This window comes from Actinoplanes sandaracinus, assembly GCF_030009775.1.
In the GTDB taxonomy this organism is placed as follows: Bacteria; Actinomycetota; Actinomycetes; order Mycobacteriales; family Micromonosporaceae; genus Actinoplanes; species Actinoplanes sandaracinus.
This window is the reverse complement of record NZ_JASCTH010000066.1, coordinates 1-14,799: the sequence shown is the minus strand read 5'-3', so window position 1 is coordinate 14,799 and position 14,799 is coordinate 1. Positions and strand designations below refer to the sequence as shown.

Sequence of the window (14,799 nt, the reverse complement as noted above, 5' to 3'; positions counted from 1 at the left end):
GGCCGATGGAAAACACCGCGGTACGCCACCGTCAGCCCGCGCCGGATCGGCGACATCGTCGCCGCCGCACTGCATCTGACCCACTACGAATACAAATACCTATCCGGATCTTGCTGAGATCAGTTCAGTGATGCGAACCAGCGTCACTAGTAGTCACCATGAGTGCTGCATGAGGCGCGCGCCGCCATCGATGGCGAGAACCTCGCGTGGAACATGATCCGATGACGCGGGCAAACTTCGTTGGCAACGGACCTGAACCGCGGGGTCTGGCTCTCCACACTTCCTGTGCCGCGACGACGCGGTACAGGGGTCAGCCAGTCACGGCCATCCGCGACTGTGGCATCTCGGGCAGTACGGGAACGGCCTGGAGCCGTCCCTCGGGTATGGCTAGCCATACCCGGGTTGTGCCGGCTGGTGCCAGTGACTCGTACGAGGTCTCGATGATTGTCTTCAACGATGTCTCTTCGCGTTCGAGGAATCGTCGTATTCATCGCCATAGCATTCGGCGGAGTTTGGCCATATCTGTTTTTCGCCCGGCTGGTGATGGGCTGGTCACTCGTCAATCCATTGGTCCAACTACCGGTGGCGTTCATGCCGGCGATCGGCGCCTTCGTCGTGCGCCGATGGGTCACGGGCGAGGGATTCGCCGATGCGGGCCTGCGACTGAGAGTGCGCGAATCCTGGCGGTATTGGATCCTCGCGTGGGTGGCGCCCCTGGTCGTCACCGCGCTGACTCTGGCGTGTGCCATCGTCGCGGGCTGGTGGCAACCGGACCTGACGCCGGCAGGCGGCCCGAGCGGCATCCTGTTCCTGCTGCTGCTGCAGGTTGTGCTGATGCCGGTATACATGGGAGAAGAGTTCGGCTGGACCAGTTTCCTCTGGCCTCGCCTGGTGCCCGGCCGACCTCGATTGTCAATGGCGGCCACCGGGTTCGTCTGGGCGGTCTGGCACTATCCGCTTGCCTTCCTCGGTTACGCCGAGTTCGACGATCACACCGTCAGCATGGTGCTGTGGACGGTGATGTTCATGCTCTTCGAGGTGATGCTGTGTTGGCTTTACGCCAGGACTCGTTCGGTGTGGATCACTAGTCTGGCCCACGCCGGCAACAATATCGTGATGGGTCTTCTCACCGAGCAGTTGCTGACGGGTGACGGCCAGGTCAATCAATGGCAGATCCTCATTTGCGGCAACGTGGCCTTGGCATTGGTGTGCCTGCCCTTGCTGCGGTCGACAGTCTTCACGCCCGCGGCGGGCCTCCACCCTTCTCCAGCTGCGTATGCCGCCCCTCGGGAGCACCTGACTCGACCGAACGGGTAGCGAACAGCTTCTCAGCGATAGCAACCCGGTGTGCCGCGGGGTGGCCGGGGTCGCATCGGCGCCCGTCAGGGCGGCGCGGCGGATCATGCTGCTCTACGCTGCCCGCCATGCGACACGGGGAACGGAAAGACACCATCGGACGCCGGGGCCTGCTCATCGGCGCCCTGGCCGCCCTGGCGGGCACCGCCGCACTGGCGGGTTGCAGCACCGGGCCGGGCGACACCCCCGCGGCGGGCGCGTCGTCCGCCGCGGTCAGGACGCAGCACTTCGGGCCGGACGGGTACGGCAAGCTGCGGATCACTATGACCAGGAGCGAGGCGCTGGCCACCGGTGACCTGATCACCTCACCCGTGTCGACGGTGGGCGACGGCGACGACTACTCGTTCGTCGGCGGCCCAGCGCCCGACCCGGGCCGGATGGCCGCGGACGAGAAGTTGGAGAAGGACGTCGAGAAGGCCGGAAAGGCGGCGGACGCGGCCCGAGCCAAGGCGGATAAGTACCGCAGGACCCACGGCCGTTCCGCGGAGGAGTCCGCGACGTCGGCCCGGCTGGCGGCCGACTCCGCAAGCGCGGCGGTGAAGAGCATCGAGGCGATGGCCGCCTCGACCGAACGGATGGGAGAGCGGCTCACCGCCTTCCTGACCGCAGGCGGGGTGTCGTTCACCGGCGACCTGATGACCACCATCGCGGCGCCGCCCAAGGCGACCACGGCCGAGGGTGTCTCGCGCGGGTCGAGCCTGGAGCAGTTGAGGGCGGCGTACGACAGCAAGGGCCTGAAGTCCACCTCGGAGGGCCGGTACGAGTTACCGGCCGGTCAGCCGGGCTGGACGATGACCTTCGACGTGGAGGCGGGCAAGGTCGCGTACATGATGCTGCGCGCCACCAAGGCCTGAGCCGTTCCGTGCGGCGGCCTCTTCCGGGCCGCCGCCGGCCGGACGTATCCGCGCCGATCGGGCCCGTTGCCGGCAACCGGGTCGGATTTCAGTTACCGTGTCCCGCCTGCGCCGTCGCGCCACCGGCGCCGCCCACGCCGTTGCCCGCCGTGCTGGTTCCACTGGAACCGAGGTCGTAAGCCACGACGGTTCCTCCGAACAGCGCCATGAGCATGTCGGGGGCAGTGAAAAGCTGGCCGGCGGGTCCGGGTGTGGGGGTCGACCACAGGGTCTGCCCGGTGGCCGGGTCGAGTTCATGCAGTACCGAGTCGTCGGTGCCGGCGAAGAGGCGCCCCTCGTCGGTCGTTGCCATGGTGGGATCGAGCAGCTGCCGCCGCCAACGGACAGTTCCGGCCCCCTCGATCGCAATGATTCCGGAGTGTTCCCCGGCAGCCCGCGGGTCACCGACCGCAACGAGAAGACCGGCTGCCGTCCCGACGAGAGAAACCCGAACCTGCCATTCCGACGGGTCGGTATCGGGCTCATAGTTGGTCAGGGGCAGGGCGGAGAGGCGAACGCCGGTCTGGGCGGCCAGCACGACGAGTGCGAGCTCTCCTCGTTCTACGGTGGCGGCGTACACATGCTCACGGGTTCCCCACATCGCCTCGATGGATCCTGCGGCGCTCAGCCGATGCTTCCAGACGATGACACCCGACTTCCGGCGAAGGCCGTACAGCCAGCGCTGACTGTCGGCTTTCTGTACCGACGCGATGAGTAGATCGTCGGCACCGGTGACAACATGTTGACCCAGCTCTCCGTCGATGCGTGCGGTCCACCGCTGTCGGCCGTTGGCGGCGTCGTGGGCGGCCAAGGGTGACTTCCAGGGTTGAGCCAACACGAGTCCCCCAGCGGCACCGGTGGCCGCTGGGATGTTGAAGCTGGCGCGCTGCGTGCCGGTGGCTACCTCGATGACCCGATAGCCGTTGCCCGTCTTGCCACCGTCATCTAGCAACAGCAAGCCCTCATCAACGTCCGGGTTGAAGATTGGCGGACTGCTTTCCAGGCGCCACTGCTGCCGACCGGTCGCCGCATCGACGCCGCGCACTTCGGTGTATTGCCAGTTCGCCACCACCAGGCGTGATCCGTGCGAGGTGACCGGCCGCGCGTCATCGATCTCCCAGAGCCGCCGGCCCACACCGAGAGGCCGCGGCGACACCGAGGGCGCCGTGGACGGCCGCGACCCAGCGTCCGGGCGCAGCACCACGCCCACGCCGGCCGCCACGACGCCGGCGCCGCCTGCCGCCAGCAGCAGCCGCCGTGACACCCATCGCTGGCGCACGTTGCCGCCCAGCAGCAGCTCACATGCCTGCTCAACGGTGGGCCGTTTGGCCGGATCCGCCGACAGCAACCGCAGCAGCACCGGTGTCAGGGCCTGGGCCCGTTGCGGGACACGGATGTCGTGCCGCGCGTACGCGGCGAGCATCGGCAGGTACTCGTCGCGGTGGAACGGGCCCACCCCCTCGACGGCGTAGTACAGGGTGGCGGCGCACCCGAACACGTCCGCCGGCGGGCCGGGAGCCAGGCCGTTGGCCTGCTCGGGGGCGAGATAGCCGAGGGTGCCGAGCATCGCACCGGTCGCGGTGAGACTGTCGTCGTCGGCCATGGCGGCCAGGCCGAAGTCGGTCAGCCTCACCACGTCGCCGTCACTGACCAGCACGTTGGCCGGTTTCACATCCCGGTGGGTGATACCCGCGGCATGGGCCGCCTGCAACGCCGACAGCAGCTGCAACCCGATCGCGACCGCTCGCTCGACGGGCAACGGACCGTCCTCGACCACCACGTCCTTCAGCGATCGGCCCACCACGCGCTCCATGACGATCCACGGCCGGCCGTCGTGGTCGACGATGTCATAGACCGCCACGATGTTCCGGTGGTGCAACGCCGCCGCAGCGCGAGCCTCCCGCAGACTACGCTCACGACCCGCGGCGATCGTCTGGTCGGAACTGCCCCAGTTCAGGTGCAACTCCTTGATGGCAACCCGGCGGCGCAGCACCTCATCGACGGCCAGCCACACCACGCCCATGCCACCACTGCCCAGGCGCTGCAACAACCGGTATCGGCCACCCACGAGCACCGCCGGGGTCAGGCCGTCAGCCTGCTCCGAGACGTCTTCAGAGGTCGACACAGCGGCCACCCTAGCCGGTCCCTTCAGGCCCTGCACCAGCAGCGTGAGCAGCGTAAGGCTCGCCACGCCGAGCGCCAGGCGGAGCGGCCGCCGCGACCCGAGGCGCTGATGGGCTATTTGCGGACCCTCCATGCCGGGCCGACGAACGCCGGCCGGCCGGCGCTGCCGCGAACGACTCCGTGGACGAGAAACGGAGCGCGTCGTCAACCGGTCATGCAAGATCAGAGTTGGAAGCGGGCGGTCAGTACCCATCTGAGCCGACCGACCGGTACCCGGGTGAGCGCGGATCCCGCAGCTGTACTTCCGACAGGAAGGCCGGGGGAGGAGAAGAAGCGTGGACGAGGAGTTCCCAGCCGTCGAGCACAACGCGACGGAGATCACGTACGACGAGCAGCGCTATCCGGCTCGTCCGCAGACGCTGCGCCCGCGAGCCCAGCTGCGGCGTCCCGACCAGCGGCGCACCGACTGGCGTGCCGCCGACGGGACCAACCCGTCCTACGTCCAGTGGCTGGTCAGCCAGTCGATGCTGGCGGATGCGGACGTCCTGAGCAGGCAGTTGTCAGGGCAGCCGAGCATGTGGCGCAACCCGTACGCGCGGCCGGACGCCCGTCGCGCGCTGCGGACCGCGTCGGTGTGGTTCACCGCGTACCCGATCTCTCTCGTGACGCGGCCCGGGGAGTCCTTCCTGGCGACGCTCGGCAGCGACCAGCTATGGCAGGCGTTCCAGGACATCGGTATCGACGCGGTGCACACCGGTCCGGTCAAGCGAGCCGGTGGCATCAGCGGCTGGCAGTTCACGCCGAGCGTCGACGGCCACTTCGACCGGATCAGCACACACATCGACGCGGCCTTCGGCACCGAGGAGGAGTTCCGGCGGCTGTGCGAGGTGGCGGACGCCCGTAACGGCAGCGTCATCGACGACATCGTCCCCGGTCACACCGGCAAGGGGCCGGACTTCCGGTTGGCCGAGATGGCGTACGAGGACTACCCGGGGATCTACCACATGGTCGAGGTCCTCGAGGAGGACTGGGATCTGCTGCCGGAGGTGCCCGAGGGACAGGACGCGATCAACCTCGACGCCGTTGCGGAGGCCAAACTCGCGGGCGCCGGCTACATCATCGGCGCCCTGCAACGGGTGATCTTCTACGCCCCGGGCGTCAAGGAGACCAACTGGAGCGCCACCGCGCCGGTCGCCGGGGTCGATGGCAAAGTGCGGCGGTGGGTCTACCTGCACTACTTCAAGCAGGGGCAACCCTCGATCAACTGGCTCGACCCGACGTTCGCGGGCATGCGATTGGTCATCGGCGACGCCCTGCACTCTCTGGGAGACCTCGGCACTCACGCGCTTCGGCTGGACGCCAACGGTTTCCTCGGGGTCGAGAAGAGCGCCGAAGGGCTGCCCGCCTGGTCGGAGGGACACCCGCTGTCGCAGGCAGCGAACCACGTCATCGCCGGCATGGTCCGCAAGGTCGGTGGCTTCACCTTTCAGGAGCTCAACCTCACCGTCGAAGACATCCGGGACACCGGCCGGGTGGGGGCCGACCTCTCCTACGACTTCGTCAACCGCCCCGCGTACCACCACGCTCTCGCCACGGGAGACACCGAGTTCCTGCGCCTGACGCTGCGGACCTCGATCGAAGTCGGGGTGGACCCGGTGAGCCTCGTGCACGCCCTGCAGAACCACGACGAGCTCACCTACGAGCTCGTGCATTGGGCGACCTTGCACTGCGCCGACACCTATCACTTCCGCGGCCGCGAAACGTCCGGCGGCGAACTCGCCGCGACGATCCGCGCGGACCTGCTCCGCTGCCTCACCGGCGAGGCGGCCGACTACAACCTCGTGTTCACCACCAACGGCATCGCTTGTACGACCGCGTCGGTCATCGCCGCCACACAAGGACTGCGCACGCTCGACGAGATCCAGGACGAGCATGTCGAGAACATCCGCCGCGCGCACCTGCTGCTGGCCATGTACAACGCGTGGCAACCCGGGGTGTTCGCCCTCTCCGGCTGGGACCTCCTCGGCATGCTCCCGGTCCCGGCGGACGCCGTCCGCGACCTCATCGCCACGGGCGACACCCGCTGGATCCACCGCAGCGCTCACGACCTCATGGGCCTCGCCCCCGACGCCGCCGTCTCCTCCTCCGGCATGCCGCGCGGCCGCTCCCTCTACGGCTCCCTTCCCACCCAGCTGGCCTCCGACACGTCGTTCGTCGCCGGCCTGTGCTCAGTGCTCGTGACCCGCCGTCACCACGACATCGCCGTCGCCACACAGCTCGACATCCCCGACGTCCCCCACCCGGGCATGCTCGTTCTGGTTCACCGCCTCGACGGTGGCGAAACCACCGTCGTCGACGCGCCGATCCAGGTCACCGTCCTCAACTTCACCGGTGACACGATCCACGGCAACGTGCGCTCGACGTGCCTGACCCCCGGTCACGCGGTGGTGAACGCGACCGCCGTGACCGCGACCGCCGGGGAAGAGATCGGCCGGGTGGACGGGCTGCAGAGCTTCAGCGTCTCACTCGACCCCTACGCCGGACTGTTCCTCGTCCTGGAACCCAGGCCGTCCGAGCCGCTGGATTGATCCAGCCCCGTGCCGGGGCGGGGGATGACGCCTTCGGCGCGTAGCGCGGCCAGTAGCGGCGGCAGGCTGACGGCGGCCGCTCGTGCGTACCCCTCGGGTGAGGGGTGAAAGCTGTCGGCGCCGAACATGCGTACCGGATCGGCCTCGAAGAAGGGGTTGAGCAGTTCGGCCAGGGGGATTGGATAGCCGCCGGCGGCTTCGACCGCGGCGGTTTGCGCGGCTGCCAGCCGCCGGCTGCGCAGGGCGGCCAGCCAGCGCAGCGGTGGCCGCAGCGGTGGCAGGACCTTGAGGTCGGGGCAGGTGCCGACGATGACCAGGCAGCCGGCGGCCCGGAGCCGCCCGACCGCGTCGCCGAGATGCCGTGCCGCCGCCCTGAGCGGCGCGAACCGGGTGACATCGTTGCCGCCGACGAAAATGATGGCGACATCCGGCGCATGGTGCAGTGCGGCGTGCACCTGGTGCGGCAGATCCGATGACATGGCGCCGACGAAGGCGGGCCGGTGCAGTCGTACGGGCCGCCGGGCGCGGCGGGCGAGGGCGGTACCCAGCAGGACGCCCAGAGTCTCTCGGGGTCTGGTGGCTCCGTAACCGGCGGCGAAGGAGTCGCCGAGAACCGTCATGGTCAGCGGTGGGCCGGGAAGCCGCGGGCCGATCAGGCCCTCGGCCCGCGGCGGCGGTTGCGTCGCGACGGGGATGATGCGCTGCACGCTGCGGACCTGTCCGACGATGACCGCGACCGTGCCGGCCGCCATGGCTACCACCGCACCGAGCACCGCACCGAGAAGTCCGGTCACGGGCGAAGTCCCGAAATGTTCGCCACGGTTCGTCGCGAGCCTGCCCGGTCGGCCATCCCGCGCTGAGCCTTGACGGGAATGTCGCGGCCGGCGCCGGCGACGAGGAGCCAGGCCCCCGCCGGCGTCCCGGAACTCTCGGTGTGTGCCGCGTCGCGGAGGGGACGCTGCGTCACGGCTATCAACGAGGCCTGCTGCTGGGACACGTCGCGGCGCGGGTTGCCGCCGTGGGGATGCGCAATCGCATGTGGATCTTTCCGTTCGACTTCGGTGAAGAGGCGGCGCCTGGCTTCAGCGGCGTCGAACGGTCACATGCGGAGCGTGGCCGTACCAGGGACTGGCGATCCCTGGCGGACGAGCGCCTCATGCCCGATGGCAGCGGCATCGATGACACCGTCGCCCCTGCGGCGGCTGTCGGGACCGGATGTGAGTCGCACCACCTCGTCGGGCCGGGATTCCGTCGAATGTCCGGGCTGGTGCTCAAATACGCCTGCGGACCCGGACCCTCTCGTTCCCGCGATGCGGCGTGCGTGTCATGGTGCGCATCACGTTCCGGCAATCTCCCGGTCGGCTTCCGGAAGTTACGGCCGGGGCCCTCGGCCGGGGGAGGCCGCGGCGTTCTGCGGCCAACGGAAGTCGCACGGAGAAGATGGAGCGTGGCATGCAACGACGGGCGCTGCTCGGTCGCGAGACGGAGCGCCGGGCGCTGGCTGCTCTGGTCGAGCAGGCGGCTGCCGGGTCGGGCGGTGCGGTGGTCGTCCTCGGTGCTCCGGGAATCGGCAAGTCGGCGTTGGTGGCCGAGGCGGCGGCGCGGGCCGCGTGCAGCGGGACCCGGGTGATCACGGCGGTGGGTGTGGAGTCGGAGGAGGACGTGCCCTGTGCCGGCCTGCACCAATTGGTCCACCAGTTGCGGGACGGGATCGACGACCTGCCGGGACCGCAGCGGGCCGCGCTGCGGGCGGCCGTCGGGCTGGTCGACGAGGCTGTGCCCGACCTGTACCTCGTCGGCCTGGCCGCGTTGACCCTGTTGTCGGACGCGGCGGTGAAGGCGCCGTTGCTGGTGGTCGTCGAGGATGCCCACTGGATGGATCGGGCCAGCCTCGATGTGCTCGGGTTCGTCGCGCGGCGGATCGAGTCGGACCCTCTCGTCCTGGTCGTCGTCACTCGGGGCACGGACGAGCGGCTCGGCGGCGCCGGACTGGCTGTGCTGCACCTGGACCCGTTGACGGATGAGGTGTCGGGTGAGCTGCTGGACGCGGTGGCCCCCGGCCTGGGGCAGCAGGTCAGGCGGCGGCTGTTGGAGGAGGCGGCGGGGAACCCGCTGGCGCTGACCGAGCTGCCGGTGGCGCTGCAATCGGTCGGTGGGGCGTACGCGCTCACCCCGGGGCCGCTGCCGTTGACCGAGCGGCTGGAGCGGACCTTCACGGCACGGGTGTCCCGCCTTCCGGCCGACACCCGGGCGGTTCTGCTCCTCGCCGCCCTCAACGGTGACGGGACGATGGACGAGTGCCTCGCCGCGGCGGCTCGGATGCTCGGGACGGCGGTCGACGCCGCCGCCCTCGGGCCGGCGGTCGGCGCGGGCCTGGTGGAGGCGTGGGGGATGACCTTCCGGCACCCGCTCGTCCGTTCGGCGATGCACCACGCGGCGACCGCCGCGGAACGACAGGCCGCGCACGCCGCCCTGGCCTGCGTGCTGCAGGGGCAGCCCGACCGGCAGGCGTGGCACCGCGCCGCCGCCACCGCCGGTCCCGACGAGCAAGCGGCGCGGGACCTGGACTCCACCGCCGGCAGGGCCCTGCGGCGCGGCGGCGCCGCCGCAGCGCTGGCCGCGCTGCGGCGGGCGGCGGAGCTGACCGCGGACCCGTCCGCCCGCGCGGACCGGCTGCTGCGCGCGGCGGAGCTCGCGCTGGCGTCCGGCCGGTCCGACGTCGTCGCGGACCTGTTGGCCCAGGCCGGCTCGCTGGACCTCTCGGTTCGCGACCAGGGCCGTGCGGCCTGGGTCGGCATCGTGCGCAGCGAGTGGGCGCAGGGCGAGGGCACCGCGGCCGCCGAGCTGGCCGAGCTGGCCGTCGAGATCGCCGCCGGCGAGCCCTTGCTGGGGCTGCGCATGCTGTGGGGCGCGATTCTGCCCTGCTACTACGGGGAACCGGGGCCGGCCGCCTGGCAGCGGGTCGTCACCGCCGCCGACCGGATGCCCGTGGACGCGGAAAACCCCTTCCTGGTGGCCCTGCGGGCATACTGCGCGCCGGTCGAGCGCGGTCGAGCCGTCATGGAGTCCCTGGTGCGACAGCTGGAACGCTCGTCGGAGGACGCCGAGGCAGACCCGCTCCTGGGCGGCGCCGCGGTGACGATGGGCGCTCCCGCCCTGGCGATGCGGCTGACGGCCAGGCCACTGGACGCCCTGCGGGCGCAGGGCCAGCTGTCGATGCTGGCCCGCGCCCTCTGCATCCAGGCGGGGAGCGCTGCCCGGCTCGGTGACGTGCGCGCTGGTTCCCTCGCTGCCGAGGAGGCCGCCGAGCTGGCCCGCGAGACCGGTCAGCCTCTGGTGCACGCGATGGTGCACGCCATTCGTGCGCAGCTGGCCGCCGTCTGCGGTGACCTGCGGGCGGACGTGTGGGCGGCGGAGGCGGAGCGCGCCGCCCTTCCCGGCGGGGTGCGCCCGGTGCTGGCCATCGTGCAGACGGCCCGCGGGCACGCCGCGCTCTGCCAGGGCCGCTACGGCGACGCCTTCGGGCACCTGCACCGCGTCTTCGACCCGGCCGACCCCGCCTTCCATCCCTGGCTGCGCTTCTACGCGGTCGCCGAACTGGCCGAGGCGGCTGTGCGCAGCGAGTCCGCACCGGTGGCGCGCGACATCCTGGAGGAGCTGACCCCGCTCGGGAAGCTGACTGCTTCCCCCGCCCTGCTCTGCGGGCTGCGCCTCGCCCGTGCCCTGCTGAGCCCGCCGGACACCGCCGAGTCGCTCTACCGGGCGGCTCTCGACGCCGTTCCCGTGGACTGGCCCTTCGAACGGGCGCGGGTGCACCTCGCGCTCGGCGAGTGGCTGCGACGTCACCGGCGGCCCGCAGAGTCCCGCGTCGTCCTGCAGGCGGCGCGCGAGGTGTTCGAGGCCCTCGGCGCATCAGCGTGGGCGGAGCGGGCACGCCAGGAGCTGCGCGCCGCGGGCGCGTCGTCCCCTCGCCAGGATCCGGCCGCTGTCGACCAGCTGACCTCGACCGAGCTGCACGTCGCCCAGCTCGCCGCGCAAGGGCTGACGAACCGGGAGATCGGCGAGCGGCTGTACGTTTCACCCCGGACGGTGAGCACCCACCTGCAGCGGATGTTCCCCAAGCTGGGCGTGACCGCTCGCGGCGAGCTCGCGGCAGTGCTGCGCGGCACGATGACGTACGCCGAAGACGTCGTCTGACGGACGCGGCCGACGCCGCCGGCTCCCTAGGTTGATGCCATGCCCGGTCCGCACACGGCGGACGGGCGGGAAGGCGCACCATGGGAACCATCACCGTCGGCACCGAGGGCTCGACCAGCATCGATCTCTACTACGAGGACCACGGCTCCGGCCAGCCGGTCGTCCTGATCCACGGCTACCCGCTGGACGGGCAGTCATGGGAGAAGCAGACCGATGCGCTGGTCAAGGCCGGCTATCGGGTCATCACCTACGACCGCCGGGGCTTCGGCCGGTCGAGCAAGACCATGACGGGGTACGACTACGACACCTTCGCCGCCGACCTGAACACCGTCCTGACCCAGCTCGACCTGCGTGACGTCGTCCTCGTCGGTTTCTCGATGGGCTCCGGCGAGGTGGCCCGCTATCTGGGCACCTACGGCTCGCAGCGGGTGGCGAAGGCGGCATTCCTCGGCGCGCTGCAGCCGTTCCTGCTGCAGACGCAGGACAACCCCACCGGCGTGCCGCAGACGGTCTTCGACGGCATCGCCGAGCAGGCCGAGGCCGACCGCTACGCCTGGTACGAGAACTTCTTCGTCGACTTCTTCAACACCGATGAGACGCTCGGGTCCCGTCTCAGCGAGGCCGCGCTGCGGGCGAACTGGGCCACCGCCATCAGTTCGGCGCCCATCGCGGCGTACGCGTGTGTCCCGGCATGGCTGACGGACTTCCGTGCCGATGTGGAGCGCATCGACGTGCCGTCGCTGATCCTGCACGGCACCGCCGACCGCATCCTGCCGATCGACGCCACCGCCCGCGAGTTCCGCCGCCGCCTGCCCGGCGCGCGCTACGTGGAGATCGACGGTGCTCCGCACGGTCTGCTGCTCACCCACGCGGCCGAGGTCAACGCCGCCCTGATCGCCTTCCTGAAAGACTGAGAGCCGGACATGCGCACGCTCAAACACCGCGTCACCGTACGCGTCACCGCTCTGCTGGCCACGCTCGTCGCGGTCGCCCTGCTGGGCACGTCGAACGCGGTAGCCGCTCACCGGACCGGGCACAAGCCCACGATCGTCCTCGTCCACGGCGCCTTCGCCGACGGCGCCAGCTGGAACCCCGTCATCGAGCGGCTGCAGCGGCGCGGCTTCAGCACCGTCGCCGTGGCCAACCCTCTGCGCGGAGTCCGTTCCGACGCCGACGCCCTCGACGCGCGTCTCGCCGGCATCGACGGGCCCGTGGTGCTCGTCGGCCACTCGTACGGCGGCGCTGTCATCACCAACGTGACGGCACGGTCGGAGAAGGTCAAGGCGCTGGTCTATGTCGCCGCCTTCGCCCCCGCGCAGGGCGAGGCCGCGGCGCAGCTCGCCGGGAAGTACCCCGGCAGCACGCTGGGCGAGACGCTTGCACCGGTCCCGCTGCCGGACGGCTCGAACGACCTCTACATCAAGCCCTCGCTGTTCCGGCAGCAGTTCGCGGCCGACGTCCCGGCGCGCCAGACCGCCCTCATGGCGGCCACCCAGCGTCCCATCCGGGACGCCGCGCTGGGTGAGGCGTCCGGCACACCTGCCTGGGCGAGCATCCCCTCGTGGTTCCTGCTGGCCGGCGCCGACAAGAACATCCCCCTGCGGGCGCAGAAGTTCATGGCGGACCGGGCCGGCTCACGCGCCACCGTGACCGTCAAGGGAGCCTCACACGCCGTGGCGGTCTCGCGTCCGGACACGGTCGCCAAACTCATCGCCCGCGCCGCGGGCTGACCCGGCTGCCGGGCCCCCGGGGGGGGGCGGGGGCGCCCCCCCCCCCGCGGCCCCCCCCCGCCCGGGGGGGGGGGGCCCCGCGGGCCGCGGATCGCGCGCTCGACAGCGGCGACCCGCGGCCCGCGGGGCCGGGGCGCGCCGGCTGCACGCGCCGCGAATCGATGGGCTGACGACCGCGTCAATGCCTGTCTCGCTACATCAAGATCCGCCGCGCCGCATCATCGATGTCCGGCACGGACACACCTGAGCCGGCACCGATCCGGACGCGATCTGTCACCCGCGCCGCGCCGGCGTGGCGCGGCCCGTTTCGGCCGATGCAAGTCCGCTGCTCTGGTTGCAGCGCGCCGGGCCTCGGGTCGGCTGGCGGTCCAGTGTTCTAGCCTTTGACCGGTGCCCGACATACAGCCTGCCGACGTGCCTGACGGGACCTGGACCAGGCTGACTGCCGCTACCGACCTCGACCGGCGAGTAGCCCTGTCCTGGCTCTCTGGGCTCGGTTTCAACCGCGCGGCACCTGTCGACGTGCTCCTCAGCCTCCTGGAGGCCGGCGAGGCCGGGTTTCTTTGGCGGGAGGACCTACCGCCCGAGGTCATGGACGCTGCGATCTCCCACGATGCCAGGGACGTGCGCGCCATCGCTGCGGATTCCGGTCACCTCTCCGCCACGCAGTGGGACCGGCTCGTCGCCACCACGCCGGATCCGCGGCAGCGAGAACTCTTCGCGGAGTTAGCGGGAGAACATCTGGCCGCACGGCGACTTTCCCGCGGCGGCCGTGGTGTCGGCCGTGCTCCGCGCCCCGACGCCATGCCGCCCCAGACGCCGAAGGAGATCGCGGCGATGGCCGCCGAAGCGCCTGACATCGACCCGGGCGACCGGACGATGGCGCTCTGGTGGGTCGGCGCCCTGCACGAGAACGCCGAAGCCATGCGCCAGCTCGCGGCCTCGCCGAAGCTGCTGATCCGACGCAGCGTCGCAAGGGCACCACGTCTGCCCACAGACGTGGTGGCCGCGCTCGCCCGCGACCAGGACCGCGTTGTGCGGCTCTTCCTCGCCGAGTCATGCGACGATGCCCCACCAGAGATGCTCCTTGAGGTGGCGGCGTGGTGGGAAGGGAGCCTGTCCTTCCTCGGCCGACCGCATGATCACCCCAACTTCCCCCGCGACGGTCTGCTGCGCTACGTGACGGACCCGAACCCTCGCATGCGGGCCCTCTCCCTCACCGACCCGGCCTCTACGAACGCGCTCGCCGAGCAGCTCAGTTGCGACCCCGATCCGGTCGTGCGCAGAGCCGCCGGCCAGGACCAGCGCCTCTCGCCAGAATCGCTCCAGAGACTTGCTGCCGACACCGACCAGGGCGTCCGCCGACGAGCCTGGCTCAATCCCTCGATGCCGCTCGAAGCCCTGGTGACGCTGCTGCTCGATGCGGGCAGTGCCGATTACGCTGCCCGCAACCCCGTCATCCCCATCCCCATCATGCGCCGTATGGTCGCGCTCGGAAGGCTCCAATCCACAGCCAGAACCTCGTAAGCATCCGAGGATGTGGTTCGGGCGGAACCGTGGCGTTCCTCGTTGTTGCCGATGCCTGCGAACCGGCCAAACCCTACGTTCCACGGCCACCAACTTGACAAACAGATTCCACAGAACGCGTCGCCGGATCGTGGAACGCTCCCTGTTCTGGCTGATGCGCGCCCGTCGCGACTCCCGCGACTAGGAACGCCTCCCCGAACACTCCGAAGCCCACTGAGTTCCCCCCGCTTCAACGGAGCTTCTCAAACATGATCGACTGATCATGGGAAGGAAGCATCTGTGGCAGCACCGAAGAAGTACCCCGACGAACTGCGGGCGCGTGCCGTGCGCCTGTATCGCGAGTCGGACCCCAAACCGACGATCCGGCGGCTGGCCGAGCAGTTG

At 70.5% G+C, this 14,799-nt stretch carries 9 protein-coding genes; 7 read left to right on the top strand and 2 right to left on the bottom strand.

The genetic code is table 11. The features are described 5' to 3' along the window. The first annotated feature begins 456 nt into the window (after positions 1-456). Together QLQ12_RS46200 and QLQ12_RS46195 are read left to right on the top strand one after the other, a co-directional pair. The gene (locus QLQ12_RS46200; RefSeq protein WP_282767451.1) at positions 457-1,317 is read left to right on the top strand and encodes a CPBP family intramembrane glutamic endopeptidase; all 861 of its coding nucleotides are present in this window, start codon (positions 457-459) and stop codon (positions 1,315-1,317) included. 107 nt (positions 1,318-1,424) lie between these two features. Beyond that, entirely contained in the window at positions 1,425-2,210 is a 786-nt protein-coding gene (locus QLQ12_RS46195) for a hypothetical protein (RefSeq protein WP_282767450.1), read from the top strand. Between the two features lie 88 nt (positions 2,211-2,298). Here QLQ12_RS46195 and QLQ12_RS46190 read toward each other — a convergent pair whose 3' ends face one another. Beyond that, positions 2,299-4,626 (bottom strand): protein kinase domain-containing protein, encoded by a 2,328-nt coding sequence (locus QLQ12_RS46190; protein ID WP_282767449.1) that lies wholly within the window; start codon positions 4,624-4,626, stop codon positions 2,299-2,301. A gap of 82 nt (positions 4,627-4,708) precedes the next feature. Between QLQ12_RS46190 and treS the strand changes: the two genes are divergently transcribed. Next, a complete protein-coding gene (gene treS / locus QLQ12_RS46185) occupies positions 4,709-6,961 on the top strand; it encodes a maltose alpha-D-glucosyltransferase (protein WP_282767448.1) in 2,253 nt (750 codons plus the stop codon). Here treS and QLQ12_RS46180 read toward each other — a convergent pair. After that, positions 6,907-7,755, bottom strand: a complete 849-nt coding sequence (locus QLQ12_RS46180) for an SGNH/GDSL hydrolase family protein (protein WP_282767447.1) — start codon at positions 7,753-7,755, stop codon at positions 6,907-6,909. The genes treS and QLQ12_RS46180 overlap by 55 nt on opposite strands. 658 nt (positions 7,756-8,413) lie before the next feature. On the opposite strand from QLQ12_RS46180, the gene QLQ12_RS46175 reads away from it, so the two are divergent. From QLQ12_RS46175 to QLQ12_RS46160, 4 genes are all read left to right on the top strand, one after another. Next, positions 8,414-11,158: a helix-turn-helix transcriptional regulator gene (locus QLQ12_RS46175; RefSeq protein WP_282767446.1), complete on the top strand. Its 2,745-nt coding sequence runs from the start codon at positions 8,414-8,416 to the stop codon at positions 11,156-11,158. 80 nt (positions 11,159-11,238) lie between these two features. Beyond that, positions 11,239-12,072 (top strand): alpha/beta fold hydrolase, encoded by an 834-nt coding sequence (locus tag QLQ12_RS46170; protein WP_282767445.1) that lies wholly within the window; start codon positions 11,239-11,241, stop codon positions 12,070-12,072. 9 nt (positions 12,073-12,081) lie between these two features. Beyond that, entirely contained in the window at positions 12,082-12,888 is an 807-nt protein-coding gene (locus tag QLQ12_RS46165; protein ID WP_282767444.1) for an alpha/beta fold hydrolase, read from the top strand. 390 nt (positions 12,889-13,278) lie between these two features. Then, the gene (locus QLQ12_RS46160; RefSeq protein ID WP_282767443.1) at positions 13,279-14,415 is read left to right on the top strand and encodes a hypothetical protein; all 1,137 of its coding nucleotides are present in this window, start codon (positions 13,279-13,281) and stop codon (positions 14,413-14,415) included. Positions 14,416-14,799: the final 384 nt, after the last annotated feature.

Coding starts and splice junctions, on each gene's coding strand:
- QLQ12_RS46200 (WP_282767451.1), top strand. CDS start 457: ATGTCTCTTCGCGTTCGAGGAATCGTCGTATTCATCGCCATAGCATTC.
- QLQ12_RS46195 (WP_282767450.1), top strand. CDS start 1,425: ATGCGACACGGGGAACGGAAAGACACCATCGGACGCCGGGGCCTGCTC.
- QLQ12_RS46190 (WP_282767449.1), bottom strand. CDS start 4,626: ATGGGTACTGACCGCCCGCTTCCAACTCTGATCTTGCATGACCGGTTG.
- QLQ12_RS46175 (WP_282767446.1), top strand. CDS start 8,414: ATGCAACGACGGGCGCTGCTCGGTCGCGAGACGGAGCGCCGGGCGCTG.
- QLQ12_RS46170 (WP_282767445.1), top strand. CDS start 11,239: ATGGGAACCATCACCGTCGGCACCGAGGGCTCGACCAGCATCGATCTC.
- QLQ12_RS46165 (WP_282767444.1), top strand. CDS start 12,082: ATGCGCACGCTCAAACACCGCGTCACCGTACGCGTCACCGCTCTGCTG.